This window comes from Cellulosilyticum ruminicola JCM 14822 (assembly GCF_001311925.1).
GTDB classification, from domain to species: domain Bacteria; phylum Bacillota; class Clostridia; order Lachnospirales; family Cellulosilyticaceae; genus Cellulosilyticum; species Cellulosilyticum ruminicola.
Genome location: NZ_BBCG01000003.1, coordinates 1 through 23,799, shown reverse-complemented (window position 1 = coordinate 23,799; position 23,799 = coordinate 1). Strand labels below are relative to the sequence as shown.

19 protein-coding genes and 1 pseudogene are annotated in these 23,799 nt (G+C 34.9%); 19 read left to right on the top strand and 1 reads right to left on the bottom strand.

Annotation, left to right across the window (positions count from 1 at the left end):
• The first annotated feature begins 144 nt into the window (after window positions 1-144).
• From JCM14822_RS01765 to JCM14822_RS01730, 9 genes are all read left to right on the top strand, one after another.
• Window positions 145-1,875, top strand: coding sequence for an arabinogalactan endo-1,4-beta-galactosidase (locus JCM14822_RS01765; RefSeq protein ID WP_054739112.1), 1,731 nt, complete (start codon window positions 145-147; stop codon window positions 1,873-1,875).
• A 29-nt stretch (window positions 1,876-1,904) separates the two neighbouring features.
• Window positions 1,905-3,272 carry an S-layer homology domain-containing protein gene (locus JCM14822_RS01760; protein ID WP_054739111.1) on the top strand — a complete coding sequence of 456 codons (1,368 nt, stop codon included), beginning with the start codon at window positions 1,905-1,907 and terminating at the stop codon, window positions 3,270-3,272.
• A gap of 226 nt (window positions 3,273-3,498) precedes the next feature.
• Complete coding sequence (locus tag JCM14822_RS01755) at window positions 3,499-3,855, top strand: hypothetical protein (RefSeq protein ID WP_172674748.1); 357 nt, start codon at window positions 3,499-3,501, stop codon at window positions 3,853-3,855.
• A gap of 4 nt (window positions 3,856-3,859) precedes the next feature.
• On the top strand, window positions 3,860-5,029 hold the full coding sequence (gene fabV, locus JCM14822_RS01750; protein ID WP_054739109.1) for an enoyl-ACP reductase FabV: 1,170 nt from the start codon (window positions 3,860-3,862) through the stop codon (window positions 5,027-5,029).
• 290 nt (window positions 5,030-5,319) lie between these two features.
• Window positions 5,320-6,465: a methyl-accepting chemotaxis protein gene (locus JCM14822_RS01745; RefSeq protein ID WP_083461214.1), complete on the top strand. Its 1,146-nt coding sequence runs from the start codon at window positions 5,320-5,322 to the stop codon at window positions 6,463-6,465.
• Window positions 6,465-6,611 carry a hypothetical protein gene (locus JCM14822_RS19895; RefSeq protein WP_157047585.1) on the top strand — a complete coding sequence of 49 codons (147 nt, stop codon included), beginning with the start codon at window positions 6,465-6,467 and terminating at the stop codon, window positions 6,609-6,611. Before JCM14822_RS01745 ends, JCM14822_RS19895 begins: the two co-directional genes overlap by 1 nt.
• 17 nt (window positions 6,612-6,628) lie before the next feature.
• Entirely contained in the window at window positions 6,629-7,156 is a 528-nt protein-coding gene (locus JCM14822_RS18950; protein ID WP_083461213.1) for a methyl-accepting chemotaxis protein, read from the top strand.
• A gap of 279 nt (window positions 7,157-7,435) precedes the next feature.
• A complete protein-coding gene (locus JCM14822_RS01735) occupies window positions 7,436-8,944 on the top strand; it encodes an IMP dehydrogenase (RefSeq protein WP_054739102.1) in 1,509 nt (502 codons plus the stop codon).
• A gap of 231 nt (window positions 8,945-9,175) precedes the next feature.
• Window positions 9,176-9,733, top strand: coding sequence for a transposase (locus tag JCM14822_RS01730; RefSeq protein WP_054739096.1), 558 nt, complete (start codon window positions 9,176-9,178; stop codon window positions 9,731-9,733).
• Here the strand turns inward: JCM14822_RS01730 and JCM14822_RS01725 are convergent, their stop codons facing one another.
• Window positions 9,734-11,008 carry a dicarboxylate/amino acid:cation symporter gene (locus tag JCM14822_RS01725; RefSeq protein ID WP_054739093.1) on the bottom strand — a complete coding sequence of 425 codons (1,275 nt, stop codon included), beginning with the start codon at window positions 11,006-11,008 and terminating at the stop codon, window positions 9,734-9,736.
• Between the two features lie 476 nt (window positions 11,009-11,484).
• On the opposite strand from JCM14822_RS01725, the gene JCM14822_RS01720 reads away from it, so the two are divergent.
• From JCM14822_RS01720 to pyrE, 10 genes and pseudogenes are all read left to right on the top strand, one after another.
• Complete coding sequence (locus JCM14822_RS01720) at window positions 11,485-12,075, top strand: precorrin-2 dehydrogenase/sirohydrochlorin ferrochelatase family protein (RefSeq protein ID WP_054739090.1); 591 nt, start codon at window positions 11,485-11,487, stop codon at window positions 12,073-12,075.
• Between the two features lie 89 nt (window positions 12,076-12,164).
• A complete protein-coding gene (locus JCM14822_RS01715; protein WP_054739088.1) occupies window positions 12,165-12,767 on the top strand; it encodes a hypothetical protein in 603 nt (200 codons plus the stop codon).
• Between the two features lie 368 nt (window positions 12,768-13,135).
• A complete protein-coding gene (locus JCM14822_RS01710; protein WP_054739087.1) occupies window positions 13,136-14,056 on the top strand; it encodes an aspartate carbamoyltransferase catalytic subunit in 921 nt (306 codons plus the stop codon).
• A gap of 2 nt (window positions 14,057-14,058) precedes the next feature.
• Window positions 14,059-15,336, top strand: coding sequence for a dihydroorotase (locus JCM14822_RS01705; RefSeq protein ID WP_054739085.1), 1,278 nt, complete (start codon window positions 14,059-14,061; stop codon window positions 15,334-15,336).
• A gap of 112 nt (window positions 15,337-15,448) precedes the next feature.
• Window positions 15,449-16,363 carry an orotidine-5'-phosphate decarboxylase gene (gene pyrF, locus JCM14822_RS01700; protein WP_054739083.1) on the top strand — a complete coding sequence of 305 codons (915 nt, stop codon included), beginning with the start codon at window positions 15,449-15,451 and terminating at the stop codon, window positions 16,361-16,363.
• The gene (carA, locus tag JCM14822_RS01695) at window positions 16,363-17,448 is read left to right on the top strand and encodes a glutamine-hydrolyzing carbamoyl-phosphate synthase small subunit (protein ID WP_054739081.1); all 1,086 of its coding nucleotides are present in this window, start codon (window positions 16,363-16,365) and stop codon (window positions 17,446-17,448) included. Before pyrF ends, carA begins: the two co-directional genes overlap by 1 nt.
• On the top strand, window positions 17,441-20,686 hold the full coding sequence (carB, locus tag JCM14822_RS01690) for a carbamoyl-phosphate synthase large subunit (RefSeq protein ID WP_054739078.1): 3,246 nt from the start codon (window positions 17,441-17,443) through the stop codon (window positions 20,684-20,686). Before carA ends, carB begins: the two co-directional genes overlap by 8 nt.
• 45 nt (window positions 20,687-20,731) lie before the next feature.
• A complete protein-coding gene (locus JCM14822_RS22905; protein ID WP_304502427.1) occupies window positions 20,732-21,421 on the top strand; it encodes a dihydroorotate dehydrogenase electron transfer subunit in 690 nt (229 codons plus the stop codon).
• Between the two features lie 60 nt (window positions 21,422-21,481).
• Window positions 21,482-22,383: pseudogene (locus JCM14822_RS24355) on the top strand (dihydroorotate dehydrogenase).
• A 530-nt stretch (window positions 22,384-22,913) separates the two neighbouring features.
• Window positions 22,914-23,585 carry an orotate phosphoribosyltransferase gene (gene pyrE / locus JCM14822_RS01675; RefSeq protein ID WP_054739076.1) on the top strand — a complete coding sequence of 224 codons (672 nt, stop codon included), beginning with the start codon at window positions 22,914-22,916 and terminating at the stop codon, window positions 23,583-23,585.
• The last annotated feature ends 214 nt before the right edge of the window (window positions 23,586-23,799 follow it).

Genomic DNA, 23,799 nt, shown 5'->3' with positions numbered 1-23,799 from the left:
AGCGAACTTTGAAAAGAAGCATGCCTATTAAATAAGTAGACCTGCTTCTTTTTTATAGTTTGTTAAAGTATAGATTAATCAATTATGTTATTGATGAATATGCAATGTTATGAGTGGATTTATTAAAATAGAATGGGTGAGAAGATGAACAAGAGATTAGCTTATTTATTAGCAGGAAGTTTATGTATGAGTAGTATGCCAGTACAAACATTATATGCAAGAACAGTGAATTATATTGTTAATGAAAGTTTCGAAGATGAAGAAAATGTATGGACAGATTGGGAAATCAAAACGACTTCTTGGGATAAAGCCATGGTGAAAGTTAAAGCATATAATGAGGTTGGTGGGATTCAAGGACAAGATGGTCAGTATGCAATCACTTACTGGGTAGATAGTAGTGAAACACAAAATCATACCATTTCACTTAAACAGACGGCAAAAGATTTGCCAAGTGGTAAATACCGTATTTCAGCAAAAGTAATGGGAGGAGAAAGGGCAGATTTAACTTTTAAAGCAGCAAGTACTACATCTTCAGCAATTACAATTAATGAAGGTTGGAACAATTGGCAAGAAGTGAGTTTTGAATTTGAAACAGCAGAAATTGGGGATGTGCCAGTAACGCTTGAAATCAATGCGGCACCTAATGCGTATAGTTATATCGATGAAGTGAAATTAGTAGCAATAAAAGAAGAATTAATGCCAAGTCCTGAGATGGCAGATATTTTTGTAGATTATGTAAAGGATTTACCAGATGATTTTATAAAAGGTATGGATATTTCAAGTCTTATAGCAGAAGAAGCAAGTGGCGTAAAATATTATAACGCAGCAGGTGAAGAAGAAGACCTTTGTAAAATCTTAAAAGAAGCTGGTACAAACTATATTCGTGTACGTGTATGGCAGAATCCTTATGATGCCAAGGGAAATGGTTATGGAGGCGGAAATAATGATCTTGAAAAAGCCATACAAATAGGAAAACGTGCGACAGATGCTGGTATGAGAGTATTTGTGGATTTCCATTACTCAGACTTTTGGTCAGATCCAGGTAAACAAAAAGTACCTAAAGCATGGGAAAATTATAGTTTGCAAGAAAAGGAAAAAGCCGTTTATGACTATACCAAAGAAAGTTTACAAAAACTTTTAGATGAAGGTGTAGATGTGGGTATGATTCAAATAGGTAATGAAACGACCAATGGTTTTTGTGGCGAGACGGTGTGGGAAAATAGATGTAAACTCTTTAATGCAGGAAGCCGTGCTATTCGAGAAATTGATGAAAACATATTAATAGCGCTTCATTTTACGAATCCAGAGCGTGCCAATTATTATAGTGATTTCGCAAGTAAACTCAGTCAATATGAAGTGGATTATGATGTATTTGCAAGTTCTTATTATCCATTTTGGCATGGGTCTTTAGAAAACTTAACGAGTGTACTTAAAAATGTAGCAGATATATATGATAAAAAGGTTATGGTAACAGAAACATCTTATATTTATACTAAAGAAGACACAGATGGGCATGGCAATTCTGTTTCAGGTGCTACTGGAGAAATTTTAAATTATGATGTTTCGCCACAAGGACAAGCAACTTGCTTAAGAGATGTAGTAGAAGCTGTAGTAAAGGTTGGCGAAGCGGGTATTGGTGTGTTTTATTGGGAACCAGCTTGGATTAAGGTGCCAGCAGAGAGTTTAGAAGCACGTAGTGAGAAATGGGAAACCTATGGTTCGGGTTGGGCCGCTTCTTATGCAGGAGAATATGAACCAGACGATGCAGGTAAATGGTATGGGGGCAGTTCATGGGATAATGAGGCATTTTTTGATATGGAAGGTAAACCATTACCATCATTATATACTTATCGCTACTTAAAAAATGGGCTATAGGTCAGAAAGCCTTATTACGTTTAGAAACAGTGAATAAGGATGTGCAGGTTGGCGAAGTTATAGCGTTACCATTAAGGATAAAAGGTTATTATAATGATCATTCTCAAGAAGATATTACAGTGACTTGGGATGAAGAAGAAATTAAAAAAGCACAAAATGCAGGGATCGGCAGCTATGAAATTGAAGGGATAACAGTAGAAGGTGCTGTAGCTAAATGTTTATTAACTATTAAACCGTATAACCTTGTGAAAAATCCAAGCTTTGAAACAGAAGATTATCAAATGTGGCAAATTAAATATTTAGGAGAAAATAAGGATTATGTAACGTATCAAAAAAATAATGCAGATGCGTTAAGTGGAGAATATAGTGTACACTTTTGGGCAGATACGGAGCAAAATTTTGAAATAAGTCAAACACTTACAGGACTTGAAAATGGCACATATACTATTAGTGGGGCTATTCAAGGCGGAGATTGTAAAAATAGTGAAATTTATTTATATGCCCAAAGTGGAGAACATATTTATAAGGAAGAAACAGGTGTAGATGGCTGGAAACAATGGCAGCAGCCTAATCTAAACCAAGTTGTGGTAGCAGATGGTACGTTAACAATCGGTATGTCTGTAAAATGTGATGCTGGAGGCTGGGGAACCATCGATGATTTTGTATGTTATCTTAATACTAAATCAGGAGAGTCAGCTAAGCCAAGTGAAACATTAGCTTTAAGTAAACCTAATAGTGGGGGGCATAGTAGTAAAACCAATGTTAGTCAAGGGAGTGATTCTAAAGTAACTTATGATAACTTAGAAAAAGAGCAACAAGAAAATGTAAAAAATAAAGAGATGCATTTTAAGGATTTATCTACAAAACACTGGGCATATTCAGCAGTAAAAGAGTTAGTGCAAAAAGGCATTATTCAAGGGATAAGTACTACAAAATTTGCACCACAGCAAAGTTTAAAAGTAGATGATGCATTTACGTTATTGAATCGTATATTACTTACAAAACATCGGGGGGCAGCAAAGTGTTCAAGTGATGTTGTTATGAGATATTTCAAAAATGAGGATAACTGGGCTTATGCACATAAAGTGTCTATTGGAAGTCAATTAAGTGAAGCAACATTAAGCAGTATTGCACAGTTAGTTGATGCACCAATTTCGAGAGAGCTTTTGGCACAAGTATTATATGAAATCACAGACGGGCAGTTAAATACGATTAATGAAATGAAAGCGTTTGAAGATATCAATGGTACTTCACATCAAGAAGCATTAAACTACTGCTATAATACAGGACTTTTAGAGGGGATTGCAATAGATCGTATGGCACCGTATAAAACACTTACAAGAGCAGAAATGGCTGTTATTTTAATAAGGCTTGATGCATTATTAAATAATGAATAAATGCTATAGCAAAAAAGCTGGAGAAAATCTCTAGCTTTTTGCTATTAAAATGAAAATATGTATAAAATGGATATTTTAATTTTAATAATAAAATAAATTATGACTATAATAAATATATAAAAAATAAGATGATAATGATATAATAATAACAACATTTAGAAATATAACTTGAGTATTACACAAAAGGAGAGTTAAAGTGATTACTTTCAAAAACATGGAGCACCTTATGGCATTTCAGAAACTAGTAGCACAAATGGCGCTTTCGGAAGGCATTTATGAAGTACCAAGTCAAAATTTAAAAAAGCAGTTTGCATTTCTTTACTTGATTGCTTTTTATCAAACAGATTATAAAAAGCATGAAGGGGAAGTTTTTTATATTGAACCTGAATATGATGATATTCATTTTTCAATAGGAGGACCTACATATTTATTGGAAGAGAAGATTGGGACAAGAACATATGGGCATGAAATCATTTTAGAACCAGCAAAAGCTTTCTTAGAAGGAAAGGAAGTAAACGAAGAAGTATTTGATGAGCAGACTAGCTTTTTGATTCATCAAGCTAAAAGTTTTATAAAGGAGTAAACAAATGATTATTAAACCAAAAGTAAGAGATTATATTTGTACAACAGCCCATCCAGAAGGATGTAAAGCAAACGTAAAGGCACAAATTGATTATGTAAAATCAAAAGGGAAAATGGAAGGGGCAAAAAAAGTATTAGTCATTGGTGCTTCTACAGGCTATGGACTAGCTGCACGTATTGCAGCAGCTTTTGGGTGCGAAGCAGATACACTTGGCATTATGTTTGAGAAACCAGGAACGGAGCGTCGTACAGCTACAGCAGGCTGGTATAATACAAAAGCCTTTGAAAAAATAGCACAAGCTGAAGGGCATTATGCAAAAACAATTAATGGAGATGCTTTTTCAAAGGAAGTAAAAAAAGAAGCTATAGCACTTATTAAAGAAGATTTAGGAAAAGTAGATTTAGTCATTTATAGTTTAGCTGCACCACGTCGTCAAGTAGCTGATGGGACAGTATATAAATCTGTTTTAAAAACAGTAGGAGATTCTTTTGAAAATAAGAATTTAGATTTAAAGAATCATGCAATTACTAAGGCCTCTATAGCACCTGCTACAGAGGAAGAAATCGCTCACACTGTAAAAGTTATGGGTGGAGAAGATTGGAAGGATTGGATGGAGGCTTTAAGTGATGCAGATGTATTGGAAGAAGGGGCTAAAACAATTGCTTTTTCATATATTGGGCCTGAGCTTACATATCCTATTTATTATCAAGGTTCTATAGGTGCAGCTAAAGCACACTTATATGACACTTCTTTAGAAATTACTAAGATGTTAAGTCAAAAAGATGTTAAAGCTTATATTTCAGTAAATAAAGCACTTGTGACACAAGCAAGTTCTGCAATTCCTGTAGTCCCTTTATATATTACATTGCTTTATAAAATCATGAAGGAAAAAGGACTTCATGAAGGCTGTATTGAACAAATGGATCGTTTATTACGTGATAAGTTAAACAGCCTAGAAGTAGATGAAATGAATCGTATACGTCTAGATGATTATGAAATGAAATCAGAAGTTCAAAAAGAAGTTATGGAAAATTGGGATAAGGTAACAACAGAAAATATAGCTACACTTGCAGATGTTAAAGGTTATTGGGATGACTTTTATCATATGTTTGGTTTTGGATTTGAAGGAGTAGATTATAGTCAAGATATAGATTTAGAAGCAGCAAATGATTAATTTATATGAGGATGTAAAAAGGATTTATAACTTTTGAGTTATAAATCCTTTTTTGTATTAAAAACTTAATATTCTGTAAAAAATATTAATATTTGGTGATTAAATGACGATGTACAATTGACATAATATATACTAAAGGGGGCAACATAATGAGATAAAAACTCAAACAATTTATTACTTACCGTGTCCTAATATATATAGTAGGCGTAAGTGTACTCATATTTGATACAGTATTTATTATTATTGGGCTTAATATTAATCGTCAAGTTAGTGCAATTAAAATACAAAGTATGCAGCAAATGATTAAAGATGCTTCACAGGTTGTAACTAAAAATTTAGAAGAACGCGTAAGTATCTTCACATTTATTGCCAATGACGTAACATTAAAAGATCCTAATATTAGTGATGCTGATAAAGTAAAGCATTTAGAAACTTATTTTAAGTTATATAGCGAAAAATACGGGATTACTGCCTTAGGGTATATTAATGCAGATGGTTATTTAACTTCTATTGATGGATATGAAAAAGATGTTTCTGACTGTGTTTACTATACAGTATTAAAAAATGGTCAAACATATATTAATGAACCAAGATACAATCCAGTAACAGGTAAATATGCCATGTTTACAGGTGCACTAATTAAAGATGGTGATACATTTGTAGGTGCAGTTACTTGTAGATTTGATAGTGATTATTTAGCTTCTTTAATTAATGGGTTAAAATACTATAATATAGGAACGGCTTATATGCTTAATGCAAAAGGGACAGTAATTGCTTCAGAAGATGCTGAAGAAGTAAGTGAAGAATATAACTTAATAGAGGCAGCTAAGGAAGAAAAGAGCTTACAAGAAATTGCTGAAATTCAAAAAAGAATGATACAGGGGCAAAGTAATGTAGAGAAGTTTAATGATGGGATCAATAAATTTGTAGTTTATACAAATGTTGAAGGCTCAGATGGTTGGTCTATGGCCTTTGAAGTACCTGAAAGTGCTGTTTTAGTAGAAGTAGGTATAATTAACAAATTGTTAGTTGTTGTTGCTACTTTAGGAATTATTGTGATAGCCGGTGCGATTTGGTTCTTAGGAAGAAGAATTAGTGAGCAAATTAAATTAATTTGTTCTCAGCTTAAAGTATATGCAACAGGTGATTTTACACAGTTACTAGAAGATGAGTTATATAAACGTGAAGATGAACTTGGCGTGATGAGTCAATCAATTCGTGAAATGGTAGCAGGTTTTAAAGTACTTTTAAGTAGTGTAAAAGAAGATGTAGTCGTTTTAAATAATGAAGATGTAGAATTAGAGCAAATCTCGGAACGTATGATTCAAGGAAGCATGAGCATTGCAACAACGATGCAGGAAGCAATACAAACCAATCTATGGAAGTTGGAAAAGTTAATGAAGAAATGGACTAACTTAGTAATAATATTGAATTAATGAATGCAAGTATTGAAGCAGTTGTAATAGATGCTTCAAAGATGGAAAATCAAGTGAAGTACAGCAAAATTGAAATGGAAGGATTACACCAATCAGCAGAAGTTGTAAATGGTGCATTCGATGAATTTAATGTGAATATTAGCTGAATGAATGAGCGTATTTCATCTATTCAAGGTATTACAACAACGATTACACAAATTGCTTCTCAAACAAACTATTAGCATTAAATGCGGCTATTGAAGCGGCAAGAGCAAAAGAATTTAGTGTTGTAGCAGAAGAAATTAGAAAGCTTGCAGAACAAAGTCAACAATCTGCTGATGAAATTACAAAAATTATTAGTGCTGTTTTAGCTGGAGGAGAAAATATCATTAATGCCACTGGAAATATGAACCAAGATATGGCGATGCAACGTGATGAAAGTGAAAATACATTAAAAGTATTTACTAAAATGAGAACAGCTATTGAAAATATCATTTCTAAAACAGAAGAATTAGCGTTTCTTTCAGTTTATAATAAACAACGTAAAGATTCAGTAGTTAATTCAGTTAAGAACATTTCAAGTGTTTCACAAGAAGTAGCTGACATTACAAACACATTTAGAGAATCTAGCAAAAACATTGGTAAAGGTTCTGAGCAGTTACTAAAACTTGTTCAAAACTTAGAAACACAGATTAATAAGTTTAAATTATAATTTAATATAAGTTATTAGTAGATATTAAGAATAAAAATACTTATACAATAATAATAAATTGTATAGGTGTTTTTTTGTAAGGGGGTTATCTTAAACAATATTTTATAGGTTATAATAGTCAAAAATAAGACATAAATTCAATTTAAATTGTCACATATTGCAACAAATAAAGTTAAATATTTAAAAATACTATAAAAATGATTAATATTATAAAAAATATTGTTTTTTATGTCAGAAAGCGTTATACTTTTGTATAAAATATTTTAAGGAGTGAATATAATGGCATACTATTATGAAGAACCTTCTCATACTTTTAGTGAGTACTTATTGGTTCCTGGATATTCATCTAAGGAGTGCATTCCTGCTAATGCGTCTTTAAAGACACCGCTTGTTAAATTTAAAAAAGGGGAAACACCTGCACTTTCAATGAATATTCCACTTGTTTCTGCAATCATGCAATCTGTTTCAAACGATACAATGGCAGTTGCACTTGCAAAAGAAGGTGGTATTTCTTTTATTTATGGTTCTCAAACAATTGAAGAGCAAGCCAATATGATTAAACGTGTTAAAAGTTACAAAGCAGGTTTTGTACCTAGCGATTCGAACATTAGTCCTGAAGCAACTTTAAAAGATATTATTGCTTTAAAAGAAGAAACAGGACATACAACAGTTGCAGTAACAGAAGATGGTTCTTCTAGTGGTAAACTTTTAGGAATGGTAACAAGTAAAGACTATCGTATTAGTCGTCTTGACCCTGATATAAAAGTAAAAGAATTTATGACACCACTTGATAAATTAATTTATGCAAAAGAAGGCATTACATTAAGTGAAGCAAATAATATTATTTGGGATCATAAAATAAATGCCCTTCCTATTGTTGATGAAAATCAAAGACTTGTTTACTTTGTATTCCGTAAAGACTATGAATCACATAAAGAAAATCCTTATGAACTTTTAGATGCTTCTAAACGTTATATCGTAGGTGCTGGTATCAATACAAGAGATTATGCTGAGCGTGTACCAGCTTTAGTAGAAGCTGGAGCAGATGTGCTTTGTATTGACTCTTCTGAAGGATTTTCAGAGTGGCAACAAATGACAATCGCTTATGTTCGTGAAAAATATGGAGATAAAGTTAAAGTAGGTGCTGGAAATGTTGTAGATGCAGAAGGATTTAGATTTTTAGCTGATGCAGGGGCAGACTTTATCAAAGTTGGTATTGGTGGCGGTTCTATTTGTATCACACGTGAAACAAAAGGAATCGGACGTGGTCAAGCAACAGCAGTTATTGAAGTTGCTAAAGCAAGAGATGAATATTTCAAAGAAACAGGTGTATATGTGCCTATTTGTGCGGATGGTGGCATCGTTCATGATTATCATATTACATTAGCACTTGCAATGGGATGTGACTTTTGTATGCTCGGAAGATACTTCTCACGTTTTGATGAAAGCCCAACAAACAAAGTACTTGTAAATGGTAACTATATGAAAGAGTACTGGGGAGAAGGTTCATCAAGAGCTAGAAACTGGCAACGCTATGATATGGGTGGTGCAGCGAAACTTTCTTTCGAAGAAGGGGTAGATTCTTATGTACCTTATGCAGGAAGCTTACATGATAATCTTGCAGTTACACTTAGTAAAGTGCGTTCAACAATGTGTAACTGTGGTGCCCTTAGTATTTCTGAATTACAACAAAAAGCAAAACTTACACTTGTATCTTCTGTAAGTATTGTAGAAGGTGGCGCACATGACGTCGTTTTAAAAGACAAAAATATGGTACCATCTAAATAAAAACAAAGATTCAATAAATAAAACAAGGAGTAAGTATACATGAAGGTGTAACGTACTCCTTGTTTTATTTATAAACTATAAACGTGCAAAATTAGTTCCAATAAGTTTATGGGATGAATTTTTGCTATTTCAGAAAATGAAAATATAGCTATTAAGCGTATATGGCAACATTCGAAAGATACTCACGAACCGATTTACATTATTATTGATGATACGGTTAATGAGAAAATAGTGCCCTCGTTAAAGGCCAAAAATATCATTCAAGGTTGTTCATTTCATAACTCCCATTTAAAAAGAAAAACAGTATATGGACATCAGTTTGTTGTTGTTATGCTTCGATGTGGAGACCTTGTGATCCAATATGACATTGTACTTTATCAAAAAGATGCGTCCAGTAAAATAGAAATAGCTGCAAACTTATTAAAAGAGCTACCGCATCCAGTTAACAAAGGCTATGTTTTAGCTGATAGTTGGTATAGTTGTGCGGCATTATTTAATGCTGCAACTCAGATAGGGTTTAACTATCTTGGTGCTCTAAAATCTAATCGTAAAATCTTCCCTAGAGGTGATGGAGAAGATGGTATAAAAATTAATGACTTTATTAAAACACTTAAGCAACATGAACTTGACTTGGTGACAGTAAAGGGTAAGAGTTTGGTAATTAATTGGATGCATTTATGCACGTTTATAGTATTATATACAAAAATACCCTATAGGGTAGACTTTTTATTAATGTCTCTCTATAGGGTATTTTTATATTTTATCTGTTTTTTATTTAAATTAGTCTAATTAAAAATCACTATTATCCATGCGATTATAAACTGTTTCATCAAATTCATTTTCATTTTTAGCAATTAAAAGTGTACAGACATTATCGCCAGCTACATTAACTGCTGTACGGAACATGTCGATGATACGGTCAACACCCATAATAAGGGCAATCCCTTCAAGTGGTAAGTTAACTGATGCAAGTACCATAGTGAGCATAATCATACCAACGCCAGGTACTCCGGCAGTACCAATTGAAGCAAGTACAGCTGAAAGAATTACCATGAGATAGTCATTAAGTCCGAGATGGATCCCGTAGATTTGAGCAATGAACATTACAGAAATCCCCTGCATAATAGCTGTACCATCCATATTAATTGTTGCGCCAAGTGGTAATGTAAATGAACTTACTTTTTTAGAAACACCAAATGAAGCCTCAGAGTGTTCAAGGGCTAATGGCAACGCCGCACTTGAAGAAGAAGTCGATAAACACACATTGAAGATTGGTGCAAACTTCTTAAGGAATATAGAAGGTCTTAATTTACCAATGAAAAGTAACATTCCCATATAAACAACTAAGAGTTGAAGGGCAAGTCCTAAAAGAACTGTTAAAACATATTTCATCAGTGGCATAAGGGCTGTAAAACCAAAGTTAGCAAATGTAGTTGCTAAAAGTGCGAAAATCCCATATGGTGCAAAGTGCATAATCATTTGTACAAGTTTTAAAAGGACTTCATTAGCTGATTCGAATACAGTAAGAAGTGGCTGAGCCTTTTCGCCAACTGCTGTAATGCTAAGTCCAAGTAAAAGGGCGAAGAAAATAATACCAAGTGTATTCCCTTCTGAAAAGGCTGCAAAAATATTTGTTGGAATCATATTTAAAAGTGTATCTACAAAATTTACACTTGTTGCGTTTGCTGTTGTGGCAATTTCATTTGCTTTAATGGCTGCAAGATCTACGCCAATACCAGGTTTTAAAATCCCGCCAATGCTTAAAGCAAGAATAATTGCAAGTGCTGTTGTTAGCATATAAAAGATAAATGTTTTACCACCGATGCGTCCGACTTTCTTTAAGTCATCTAAAGAAGCTGTGGCATAAACAATTGAAACAAATACTAAAGGTACAACGATAAGTTTAATTGCATTTAAAAAGCCTGTACCTGCTAGTTTTAAAATGCCATCTAATAAATAAGTCTGAACAAATTTATTTTCAGGGAGTACCGAAAGGAAAATCCCAAAGATTCCACCTAAAACTAAGGCGATAAGGGTTTTAGTCGTGTTTGAAAGCTTTTTCATGTATGTAATACCTCCGTCTAAATTTCTAGTTAATTCTAGTCAATATGTGCGTAATAAAGCACACGCATATAGATGAATTATCTGATTTACTATATATAAGTTAACATAATGAGTTTTAAAATGCAAGAAAAAAATAAGGTGTATTTATTTGAAAGAAAATATAGATTATTTAATAAAGAACAAAAAGCTTATGTTTAAAGGGTTTATGAAAAAGTTAATAAGAATAGGCCTTAGAAAACATCTGAAAACCAGGTTTGATTTTTCTGATTTATGATGAAAGAAAATGAAAACTATTGCACCATTTTGCAGGGAATAAGAAAAAATAGGTATTTCTAACAAAGACATTTAGTAAATTATGAGATAAACTTGTTAATGTAACGCCTTGAAAAGTTAAAATCCTTATTTAAATACATAAAAATAAGATAAAATAGAAAGAAAGGATATATAAGGAAGAAATAAGATTTAGGAGGAAAAATATGTATTATCCATTAATGCTAGATTTAAGTCAATTTAGATGTATAGTCATAGGTGGCGGTAACGTCGCTTATCGTAAGGTAAAAAGTTTATTAACCTATGGCGGCAAAGTAACGGTGATTAGTGAAAGGTTTATAGAAGCATTAAAAGAGTTACCTATTCAATGTATAGAAAGTCCATTTGAAATGGCAATGTTAGAACAATTAAGGGGAGAGGCTTTGCTTGTGATTGTAGCTACTAGTGATCAGGCGTGTAATGAAGGGATTGCCCTATATTGCAGAGCTCATCATATCCTTTGTAATATTGCTACTAATGAAGCGCTTTCTAGTTTCATTGTGCCAAGCAGTATGCAAAGAGGAGATTTAGTCATTGCCGTTTCAACTGGTGGCAATAGTCCAGCCTTAGCGGCTAAAATCCAAAGAGAATTAGAAGAAAAGTATTCTGAGGACTTTGGAAATTATGTGCAGAAATTAGGAGAACTTCGTACAGTAATTAAAGATAAGGTAGTAGATGAAAAGCAGCGCCGACAGCTTTTAAGGGGACTTCTAGAAATGGATGAAGAAGCACTTATGTCTTATGAATATAAGGGATAAATTAAATTTGCATATGTCAAGAATTTAATTTCGTAAATTTATATAGTATAATGCTAAAAGCGAAATTTTATTAAAAAGGAGACGAAGTCATGGGTTTTTTTAAAGTGACGGTAGGAGTAATGGGTTCTTCTAAATCTGCAAGAGCCATTGCAGAGGTGCAAAATTTAAAAATTAGAAATTTAAGAACATTAGTCCTTAAGCCAGCAATGGATACAAGAGACGGGGGATTTATTTGCAGTAGGCTTATTAAAGATAAAGTAAAAGCAGATTTACTTGTTTCACCAGATGAAAGTATTAATGTGAATGAAATCATTATGAATAATTATGATTATATTGTAGTTGATGAATTTCATATGCTAAGTGAGCAGCAAGTAAAAGATTTATATAAAATTAGTGCCATTTCAAATACAAATATCAGCATGTATGGATTAAGAATGTCTTGGAAAGGTGAGCCATTCCCAAGCGCAGGACTTGCACTTGGTTATGCGGATGAAATTGAAATTATCAAAATGGTAGATAAAAATCAACATACATTAAGTCATCATATTCGCTATACAAATGGCATCCCATCACCACTTGTGATGGATGAAGAAAGCGTCATAGTAGGTGACCTTGATAAGACAAGTTATACGACAGCGTCTAAGCTTGATTTCTATAAAATTTATCAAATGCTAGGACAAGTTGAAGAATAAAAAATAAATATGTAGAATATATTGACACTGTAATAAAAGAGTGTTAAAGTATTTTTAGTTAAAAATTTTATAGACAAATTGAACAAATATTGCCTTTAAGCTTGGTACAGAGAGACCAAAAAGGAAGAGATGATTTCGTCAAATAAATTATAAAATGTAACTTAAAGTAGTTCACATACTTTGGAACATTTTATAATTATTTTAATAAAGTAGTACATATATATATTTTGCGTTAGGTCATAATATATGATGCTAATGTAACAAAATATATATTTTTAAGTGAGCAAAAAGGCAATGATAGGACTTTTCTATTATTGCCTTTTCTTTTTGTCAAAAATAAAAAATGCATAATTAGAGGATGGTGTAGGATGCTTAATAGAAAAGACTTATTGGGTATTAGAGATTTATCAAAAGAAGAGATTATGATGATCTTAGAACGTGCAGAAGGTATGAAATCTATCGTACTAGGTAATGCCCCAAAAAGAAATGACCTTAATGGTGAAACCATGATTACCTTATTTTATGAAAATAGTACACGTACAAGAATGGCGTTTACAGCAGCAGGAAAATATATGGGTGCTAATGTACTTGATTTAGGGGTAGCGACAAGTAGTGTTAAAAAAGGTGAAACACTTGTAGATACAGGGATTACATTAGATCGCATGGGCACTGAATTTATGGTTTTAAGACATAGCATGAGTGGCGCACCACATCTTTTAGCTAAGAATGTTAAAGCATCTGTCATTAATGCAGGAGATGGTGCCAATGAACATCCTACACAAGCTTTATTAGATTTTTATACAATTTATGAGAAAAAAGGTGGCTTTAAAAATTTAAAAGTAACAATTATTGGGGATATCGCCCATAGCCGTGTGGCTAGATCTAACGTATTTGGACTCACTAAGCTTGGTGCAAAAGTGACTCTTGCAGGACCTGGCACATTAACGGCTAAAAGCATGGAAGCTTTAGGATGCACAGTAACAACAGATCTTAAAGAAGCTGTAAAAGATGCAGATATTGTTATGGCATTACGTATCCAATTAGAACGACAAAAAGGTGGACTTTTCCCTAACCTTAGAGAATATAGTCAAATTTATGGTATAGATGAAGAGATTTTTAAATATGCTAAGGAGGATGCGATTTTAATGCATCCAGCACCAGTTAATAGAGGTATTGAATTGATGCCAGAACTTATAGATAGCGGTGTATCAGTAATTGATGAACAAGTCACAAATGGTGTAGCAGTGAGAATGGCAATTTTAGAGTTACTACGTGAAGGGAGAGCATAGAGATGAAACTTTGTATTAAAAACGGTAAGATTATTAACCCAAACACAAACTTTGAGGCTGTAACAGACCTTTGGGTAGAAGAGGGTAAAGTGATATATATTGGCGAGAGAAACGACTGGAAAGCAGATGAAACAATTGATGCTACAGATAAATGGGTTGTACCAGGCCTCATTGATTTACATGTTCACTTTAGAGCACCAGGCTTTGAACATAAAGAAGATATCGCCAGCGGCGCAGCAGCAGCAGCAAAAGGCGGTTTTACAACAGTATGTTGTATGCCAAATACAAAACCAGTTATTGATAATGAATGTGTTGTAGAATACATCAATGCCATGGCTTCTAGAGCAAACGGTGTAAATGTATTACCAATTGGGGCTATTACAAAAGACCAAGCAGGTGAAACACTTGCTGATATCGGAAAAATGGTAGAACACGGCATTTGTGCTATTAGTGAAGATGGTAAAACAGTAGCTAATGCAGGACTTATGAAAAAAGCCATGCAATATGTGAAACCATTTAACATCCCAGTGATGTCTCATACAGAAGAAAAAACTTTAACAGGTGGGGCAATGAACGCAGGTGAAAATGCACAGCTCTTTGGCATTAAAGGTATTCCAAGAGAAGCAGAAGAAATCATTGTCGCAAGAGATATTTTACTTGCTAAATATACAGGGGTGAAATTACACCTTTGCCACATTAGTACAAAAGGCAGTGTAGAAATTATTCGTTTTGCAAAAATGCAAGGGGTCAATGTAACAGCTGAAACAGCACCACATTACTTCACATTAGATGACAGTATCTTAGGTGATTATGATGCCAACAAAAAAATGAGCCCTCCACTTCGTACAAAAGAAGATGTAGCAGCCATTAAAGCAGCCCTCCAAGAAGGCGTGATCGATGTCATCGCTACAGACCATGCACCACATCATTATGATGAAAAAAATGTAGAGTTTGAAGCAGCACCATTTGGCATCGTAGGACTTGAAACAAGTTTCGCAGTAAGTCATACACAACTTGTAAAATCAGGACTTATCTCACCGATGGCACTTGTAGAAAGAATGAGCAGTAAGCCAGCTCAGATTTTAGGCATTGACAAAGGGGATATCAGTGTTGGAAAAGTAGCAGACATTACAATTTTAGATCCAGAAGTTACTTATAAAATAGATCCAACAAAATTTGTAAGTAAAAGCAAAAACACACCATTTGGCGGTATGGAAGTGACAGGTGATGTGGCATATACCCTTGTAAATGGACGCATAGTTTATCAAAAAAATGCATAATAAAACAAAAAAGATTGAAAAAAGAATAAAAAATGTTAAAATAAATGTTAGTACAAATGTATAAAAAACAATAGTGTATTTTGTCAAATATAAGCTAAAAGGAGATAGAAAAATGATTGATCGCTTAATTAAGAAAATCAAAGAAGTTCAAAATCCAACAGTTGTAGGTTTGGATCCTACTTATGCGATGATTCCTTCTTTTATCAAAGAAGAAATGCTTGAAACATATGGGAAAACACCTAAAGCAGTAGCAGAAATGTTTTTAAAATTTAATAAGAGCATTTTAGATGAAGTCGCACCACTTATTCCAGCAGTTAAACCACAAGTTGCTATGTATGAGCAATATGGTTTAGAAGGCTTAAGAGCTTATATTGAAACAATCGAATATGCTAAATCAAAAGGTCTTATCGTCATTGGGGATGTTAAAAGAGGTGATATCGCTTCTACAGCAGCTGCCTATGCTGGACATATTGCAGGAGTAGAAATCGAAGATATGCACTTTGACTTATGGCAAGAAGATGCCGTAACACTTAATCCATATATGGGATTTGACGGAATTGAGCCATTTATCGCAGCTTGTAACAAATATGACCGTGGATTATTCATCTTAGTGAAAACAAGTAATCCAAGTGGCATCGAAATTCAAGATTTACAAGTAGAAGGTGTACCAGTTTATGACAAAGCCGCTGACCTTGTAAGCAAATGGGGTGAAATGACAATGGGGACTATGGGATATAGCCGCATTGGTGCAGTAGTTGGTGCTACTTATAAGGAACAAGGAATGGAACTTAGAAAGAGAATGCCACATACATTCTTCTTAGTACCAGGATATGGTGCACAAGGTGGAAAAGCAGAAGACCTCAAAGATTACTTCGATAAAGATGGAAATGGTATCATTGTTAATTCATCACGTGGTATCATTGCGGCTTATAAAAAAGATGCAGAAGTAACAGAAAAAGAGTTTGCAATAGCTTCAAAGAAAGCAGTCATAGCTATGAGAGATGATTTACAAGGAGTGATGCGTTAATGAAGGCACAATTAATTTTAGAAAATGGCATGGTATTCGAGGGTAAAGCCTTCGGATACTTAAAAGAAACAATTGGTGAAGTTGTATTTAATACAGGGATGACAGGATATCAAGAAATACTTACAGACCCATCTTACTATGGACAAATGGTTGTGATGACATATCCACTCATTGGAAACTATGGGGTAAACCTTGATGATATGGAAAGTTATAAAGCCCATCCAAGAGCACTTATTGTAAGAGAAAAAAGTGATTATCCAAATAACTTTAGATGTGAGCTTACATTAGATGGTTATTTAAAATCACAAAAAGTCATCGGCCTTGAAGGCATCGATACAAGAGCTCTTACAAAAGTATTAAGAGATTATGGAACAATGCGTGCCATCATTGCTGTAAGAGAACTTACACCAAGTCAAATTAAAATGAAAATTGATGCTTTTAGTAATACATCCGCTGTACCAGAAGTGACAACAAAAGAAAAATATGAAATTACAGCGAAGAAAATCAAAGGCGAAAACAAACCACATATTGCAGTCATTGACTGTGGGATTAAAGCAAATATCTTACGTTCCTTTGAAGCACTTGGCTGCAGCATGAGCGTATTTCCATACAATGCCACAGCTGAGGAAGTGGCAGCAGTTAATCCAGATGGGATCTTCTTATCAAATGGACCAGCTGACCCTAAAGATGTACCAGAGACAGTAGAAATGGTAAAATCATTCATTGGTAAAAAACCAATTACAGGCATCTGTCTTGGTCATCAACTCATCAGTCTTGCAACAGGTGGCGACACTGCAAAACTTAAATTCGGTCACCATGGTTGTAACCATCCAGTAAAAGACTTCATTACAAACCGTGTTTATATTACATCTCAAAATCATAACTACTATGTTGCAAAAATGCCAGAAGGTGCCATAGTAACACATACAAATATGAATGACCAAACTGTAGAAGGAATGTATTTCAAAGACTTAGATATCTATAGCGTACAGTTCCACCCAGAAGCATGTCCAGGGCCAACTGATACAGCCCACATTTTTGAAGAATTCATTACAGTTATGCAAGGAGGAAAATTAAATGCCTAGAGACAATAGTATTAAAAAAGTTTTAGTTATAGGATCAGGTCCTATCGTTATCGGACAAGCAGCAGAATTCGACTACTCAGGAACACAAGCTTGTCAAGCAATCCGTGAAGAAGGCATTGAAGTTGTCCTCGTTAATAGTAACCCTGCGACAATCATGACTGATAAAGAAATTGCAGACAAAATCTATATCGAACCACTTACAGTAGAGTTCCTTGAAAAAGTTATTGCAAAAGAAAGACCAGATAGTTTACTTGCAGGCGTAGGGGGACAAACAGCCCTTAACCTTGCAGTAGAATTATATGACAAAGGTGTTTTAGATAAATACAATGTACGTGTCATCGGTACACAAATCTCTGCCATTAAAGAAGGGGAAGACCGTGAACTCTTTAGAGCCCTTATGGCAAGAATTAACCAACCTTGCATCGAAAGTGATATTGTAGAATCTGTAGAAGACGCTGTAATCTTTGCAAGAAAAATCGGTTATCCAGTAGTTGTAAGACCAGCTTATACATTAGGTGGTACAGGTGGTGGTATCGCTGAAACAGAAGAAGAACTTCGCGATATTTGTGCAAGCGGACTTCACCTTTCTCGTGTACACCAAGTATTAATTGAAAAATGTATCAAGGGCTGGAAAGAAATCGAATACGAAGTAATGCGTGACAGCTATGGGACATGTATCACAGTATGTAATATGGAAAACATTGACCCAGTAGGTATTCATACAGGAGATAGTATCGTAGTAGCACCTTCTCAAACACTTTCAGATAGAGAATATCAAATGCTTCGTCGTGCATCACTTGATATCATCTCAGCTTGTGATATCCGCGGAGGTTGTAACGTACAACTTGCCCTTAACCCAGATAGCTTCGAATATGCTGTTATCGAGATTAACCCTCGTGTAAGCCGTTCTTCAGCCCTCGCATCTAAAGCAACAGGCTACCCAATCGCGAGAGTATCAGCTAAAATCGCCCTTGGTTACGGACTTGATGAAATTCCAAACACAGTAACAGGTAAAACATATGCATGTTTCGAACCAACACTTGACTATGTCGTATGTAAAATTCCAAAATGGCCATTTGATAAATTCTATACAGCGAAACGTACACTTGGTACAAAAATGATGGCAACAGGTGAAATCATGGCCATCGGAAACAACTTCGAAAGTGCTTTCCTTAAAGGACTTCGTTCACTTGAAATCGGTAAATTTAGTTTCAAACACAATAAACTTGCGAAATGTACACTTGATGAACTTAAAGAAAAAGTTGTAATCGCTGATGATGAAAGAATCTTTGCTTTAGCTGAAATGCTTCGTCGTCACTATAGAAAAGAACAAGTATGTAAACTTACAGGTATGGATATCTTCTTTGTTGAAAAATTCCGCTGGATTGTCGAACAAGAAGAACGCCTTGCTGAAATGGAATTCTCAGAACTTACACCTGCATTTTTACGCAAACTTAAAAAACGTGGTTTCGCTGATAAAGCTATCGCTGAATTAATTGGTGTCACAGAAGATGATATTCGTGAACTTCGTTTCAAATGGAACATTGTCCCTGTTTATAAAATGGTTGATACATGTGGTGGAGAATTCGAAGCTGAATCACCATATTACTACTCAACTTATGATGAAGTGGATGAAGTAGAAGTATCTAATTGTGAAAAAGTCATGGTTATTGGTTCAGGTCCTATAAGAATCGGTCAAGGTATTGAGTTTGACTACTGCTCTGTACATGCGATTATGGCCCTTAAGAAAAAAGGCATTGAAACAATCATAGTCAACAATAACCCAGAAACAGTAAGTACAGACTTCAATACATCTGATAAACTTTACTTCGAACCACTTACAGATGAAGATTTCTACCATATCTTCTTAAAAGAAAAACCAATGGGTGTGATTCTTCAATTCGGTGGTCAAACAGCGATTAAACTTGCTAAATTCTGTGACAAAATGGGCATTCCAGTACTTGGTACACATCCAAAACACATGGATGAAGCAGAAGACCGTGAAAAATTTGATGAAATTCTTGAAAAGCTTCATATTAAACGTCCAAAAGGAAAAGCGATTTGGTCAATTGAAGAAGGACTCAAAGTGGCAGAAGAACTTGAATATCCAGTACTTGTAAGACCTTCTTACGTACTCGGTGGTCAAGGTATGGAAATCACTTATGAAGCACATCAACTTGAAAGATACTTAATCAATGCCTTTGATCGTGACCCAGAAAATCCAGTCCTTATCGATAGATATTTGATGGGACGTGAAATTGAAGTTGATGCCCTTTCAGATGGTGAAAATATCTTAATTCCAGGTATTATGGAACACCTTGAAAGAGCTGGTATCCACTCTGGAGATAGTACAACACTTTACCCAAGTGTCAACATTCCAGAACATATTAAAGAAAAAATCATTACATGTACACAAATGCTTGCAAAAGAGCTTAAAGTACTTGGTATGATTAACATTCAATATATCGAATACAAAAATGACCTTTATATTATCGAAGTTAACCCACGTTCAAGCCGTACAGTTCCTTACATTTCTAAGGTAACAGGTGTACCAATCATTGACCTTGCCGTAGAAGCAATGCTTGGTAAGAAAATCCCTGAACTTGGCTATGGCACAGGACTTTATCCAGAACCAAATAAATTCCATGCCATTAAAGTACCAGTATTCTCTACAGAAAAATTACCAAGAGTAGAAGTAAGCCTTGGACCAGAAATGAAATCTACAGGAGAAGTATTAGGTGTAGGTGAAACTGTAGAAGAAGCACTTTACAAAGGATTTGTCGCAGCAGGCAGAAGCCTTCCAAAACAAGGTGGTACAATCTTTGCAACCATTCAAAAATATGATCAAGATGAATTCGTAGGCATTGCAAAACGCTTTGCAAATCTTGGTTATAAATTCATAGCAACAGATGGTACAGCTAAGAAACTTGAAGAAAACGGTATCCCAGCTAGAGTTGTTGAAAAACTTACAAAAACAGATGGTACAAAATTTGTCAATGAGGATGATGAAATCTTCAAACTCATTAGAAGTGGTGAAATTGACTTAGTTGTAGATACACCAACTAAAGGAAATGACTCTAAACGTGATGGATTTAGAATTCGTCGTATTGCAGTAGAAGCTTCTGTACAAATCTTTACTTCATTAGATACGGTAAGAGCTATGGCTGACATCGTAGAAAAACAAGTGACAACAGAAGAATCAGGAATTTATGATATGGGAGTAAGTCATCATGAGTAAAAAGTAGTAAATGGACAAATCATAGGGCAAAGCGAAATTGCCCCTATGATTTGCAAAATGATCATCAAAGCACCGGAAGTGGCAAGTACTGCAAAGACAGGACAATTCGTTAACCTTTATCCAGAATCTAAAAGTACATTACTTCCTAGACCGATTAGCATTAGTGAAATCGGTGAAGACACGATTACACTTGTCTATGGCGTAGTAGGAGAAGGGACAAGAGAGTTCTCAAAACTTACAGCTGGTGATACAATCCGCGTAAGTACACCACTTGGCAATGGTTATAATGTACAAAAAGAGGCTAAAGTCAGCGTTTTAGTAGGTGGCGGAATCGGTGTGCCACCACTTGTAGAACTTGCGAAACAAATTCCAGGCGAAAAAATTGCAGTACTTGGCTTTAGAGATGACCCTTTCTTAGTGGAAACACTTGAAAACCTTGGTGTAAAAGTATATATTGCCACAGATAGCGGACGTGTAGGTTTCAAAGGCAATGTCATTGATTGCATCAAAGCAGAAGGCATTTCAGGTGATTACTTCTATAGCTGTGGACCAAAAGTGATGCTTCGTGCACTTGCAGCATACTGCGAAAGCGTAAATACACCAGTACAAGTTTCTCTTGAAGAACGTATGGGCTGCGGTTATGGCGCTTGCGTAGGTTGCGTATGTAAAACAAAAGCACAAAATGAAAAAGGTTACGAACAAAAGAAGTATGTAAAGATGGACCAGTCTTTTTAGGAAGTGAGGTAAAATGGGATGAATAATGCAAATATCGATAAGGCAGCGGCAGCTAAAGGTATTGATTTAAGTGTAAACATTGCAGGTGTCACACTTAAAAACCCTATTACAACAGCTTCAGGAACTTTCTCACCTCATGAAAGCAGTGAATTCTATGATTTAAGCGAACTTGGTGCCATGATTACAAAAGGGGTAGCCAGTACGCCTTGGGACGGAAACCCAGTACCAAGAATCGCAGAAACATATGGCGGTATGATTAATGCAGTAGGACTTCAAAATCCTGGGGTAGATTACTACATTGAAAATGAACTCCCATTTGCAAGAAAGTTCGATACAAAAATCATTGCAAACGTAGCAGGACACAGCCTCCAAGAATATTGCGATGTAGTAGAAAGACTTAATGAAACAGATGTAGATATGTTAGAAGTGAATATCTCATGTCCTAACGTCAAAGAAGGCGGCATTGGCTTCGGAACCAATCCAGATATGGCAGCTACAGTCACAAGAGAAGTGAAAAAGCTTACTAACAAACCAATCATCATTAAACTCACACCAAATGTCACAGACATTACTTCTATTGCAAAAGCAGTAGAAGCAGAAGGTGCGGCTGCGGTTTCATTAATCAATACATTACTTGGCATGAAAATTGACGTCCATCGTAAACGCCAGTGATTGCCAACAAAATGGGTGGTTTCTCAGGACCAGCCATTAAACCAGTAGCAGTTAGAATGGTTTACCAAGTAAGGAGAGCCGTAAACATTCCAATTATCGGACTTGGCGGCATTATGACAGGAGAAGACGTCGTGGAATTTATTATGGCAGGTGCAGATGCCGTATCTGTTGGAACAGCAGCCTTTGCAAATCCTACAGCACCAGTTGATATCAAATATGAGCTCATTACTTATATGGAAAGATACGGATTTAAAAACCTTCAAGAAATTCGTGAAGCCTTCCAAGGATAGGGAGATATTTAGGGTTAGGGCTAAAGGGCAGAGTGAGCGCACGCTAGCTGCTAACTACACCTTCCGTATTTTGTGATAGTCTAAACTCGTGCTTCAAAGAAACGCTGTGAACTCGCTGCGCTCAGACAGCACAGCTAAAAGCTCTTTGAATCACTTCATTAAGACTATCAGCAAAATACTCCAGAGGTAGATTATCATTTATCGTGCACTCACTCTTGCCGTTAGGCTAAAAATATCTTTGCAACGAGTAGAAAGAAAGCGGTAAGAGGTTTAAAGCTAGTTGCTAGCTATACCTTACTGATTTTGTACTAGTCTAAGCTTGTTATTTCAAGAAACGCTGCTAAAGGCTCTTTGAATGGTCTTACTAAGAATAGCAACAAGATGAAAGTTGATTGGTAATCAGGTATGAAACACATTGATATAAGAAGTGTTTTTTGAATGAGTATCAGGAATAGAATAAGGTTATTACAGTTATATATTGATAATAAGATTTAAGAGTAAATATAAAAAGATAGGAAAGAGGAAGAGTCATGAGTTATAAAAAAGAGTTTATAGAATTTATGGTTAGATCAGGCGTACTTACATTTGGAGATTTCACAACAAAAAGTGGTCGTAAAACACCTTACTTCGTAAACACTGGCAACTATAAAACAGGTGCACAAGCAGCTAGACTTGGTGAATTCTATGCTAAAAATATTATGGAAAATGGTTTAGAAGATGTAGATGCACTTTTCGGACCTGCTTACAAAGGAATTCCATTATCAGTAGCAACAGCTATTGCCCTTTCAAATGAACATGGCAAAGATCTTAACTACTGCTTCAATAGAAAAGAAGCCAAAGATCATGGCGAAGGCGGTACAATGGTAGGCTACAAACTTCAAGATGGCGATAAAGTCCTCATCGTAGAAGACGTTATCACAGCGGGAACAGCTGTAAGAGAAGTATTCCCAATCCTCAAAGGTGCAGCTAATGTATCAATCGAAGGCCTTATCATTTCAGTAGACAGAATGGAAAGAGGCCAAGGCGAAAAAACAGCAATCCAAGAAATCGAAGAAGAATTCGGTATCAAAACATACCCTATTGTAACAGTTAGAGAAATCATTGATACAATCCATAATGTAGAGATTGATGGTAAAGTATATATTGATGATGAGATGAAAGAAAAAATGGAAGCTTATTTAGAGAAATATTGTGTGAAATAAGGTATGAGATAGTTGATATTTTTTTATATCCATTAGCATTAAATTTTACCATTTTTACCTAATGCGTCAATACGCAATTAAATAAAAGTAGAAAGCCCCTCTAGTGAATAATATTTTACTAGGGGGTTTTATCTATTATATAAACGACATGTGCTAGATTATCTCAACTTATAAATAGGATAAATATGGTAATACATCAGGCTGTATAACCCTT

Bases quoted from the DNA above. Each gene is read 5' to 3' on its own strand.
- pyrE (WP_054739076.1), top strand. From the start codon at position 22,914: ATGAGTTATAAAAAAGAGTTTATAGAATTTATGGTTAGATCAGGCGTA.
- JCM14822_RS01755 (WP_172674748.1), top strand. From the start codon at position 3,499: ATGGCATTTCAGAAACTAGTAGCACAAATGGCGCTTTCGGAAGGCATT.
- carA (WP_054739081.1), top strand. From the start codon at position 16,363: ATGAAGGCACAATTAATTTTAGAAAATGGCATGGTATTCGAGGGTAAA.
- JCM14822_RS01710 (WP_054739087.1), top strand. From the start codon at position 13,136: ATGCTTAATAGAAAAGACTTATTGGGTATTAGAGATTTATCAAAAGAA.
- JCM14822_RS19895 (WP_157047585.1), top strand. From the start codon at position 6,465: ATGAATGCAAGTATTGAAGCAGTTGTAATAGATGCTTCAAAGATGGAA.
- JCM14822_RS01735 (WP_054739102.1), top strand. From the start codon at position 7,436: ATGGCATACTATTATGAAGAACCTTCTCATACTTTTAGTGAGTACTTA.
- JCM14822_RS01725 (WP_054739093.1), bottom strand. From the start codon at position 11,008: ATGAAAAAGCTTTCAAACACGACTAAAACCCTTATCGCCTTAGTTTTA.
- pyrF (WP_054739083.1), top strand. From the start codon at position 15,449: ATGATTGATCGCTTAATTAAGAAAATCAAAGAAGTTCAAAATCCAACA.
- fabV (WP_054739109.1), top strand. From the start codon at position 3,860: ATGATTATTAAACCAAAAGTAAGAGATTATATTTGTACAACAGCCCAT.
- JCM14822_RS22905 (WP_304502427.1), top strand. From the start codon at position 20,732: ATGATTTGCAAAATGATCATCAAAGCACCGGAAGTGGCAAGTACTGCA.
- JCM14822_RS01705 (WP_054739085.1), top strand. From the start codon at position 14,059: ATGAAACTTTGTATTAAAAACGGTAAGATTATTAACCCAAACACAAAC.
- JCM14822_RS01745 (WP_083461214.1), top strand. From the start codon at position 5,320: ATGCAGCAAATGATTAAAGATGCTTCACAGGTTGTAACTAAAAATTTA.
- JCM14822_RS01715 (WP_054739088.1), top strand. From the start codon at position 12,165: ATGGGTTTTTTTAAAGTGACGGTAGGAGTAATGGGTTCTTCTAAATCT.
- carB (WP_054739078.1), top strand. From the start codon at position 17,441: ATGCCTAGAGACAATAGTATTAAAAAAGTTTTAGTTATAGGATCAGGT.
- JCM14822_RS01765 (WP_054739112.1), top strand. From the start codon at position 145: ATGAACAAGAGATTAGCTTATTTATTAGCAGGAAGTTTATGTATGAGT.
- JCM14822_RS01720 (WP_054739090.1), top strand. From the start codon at position 11,485: ATGTATTATCCATTAATGCTAGATTTAAGTCAATTTAGATGTATAGTC.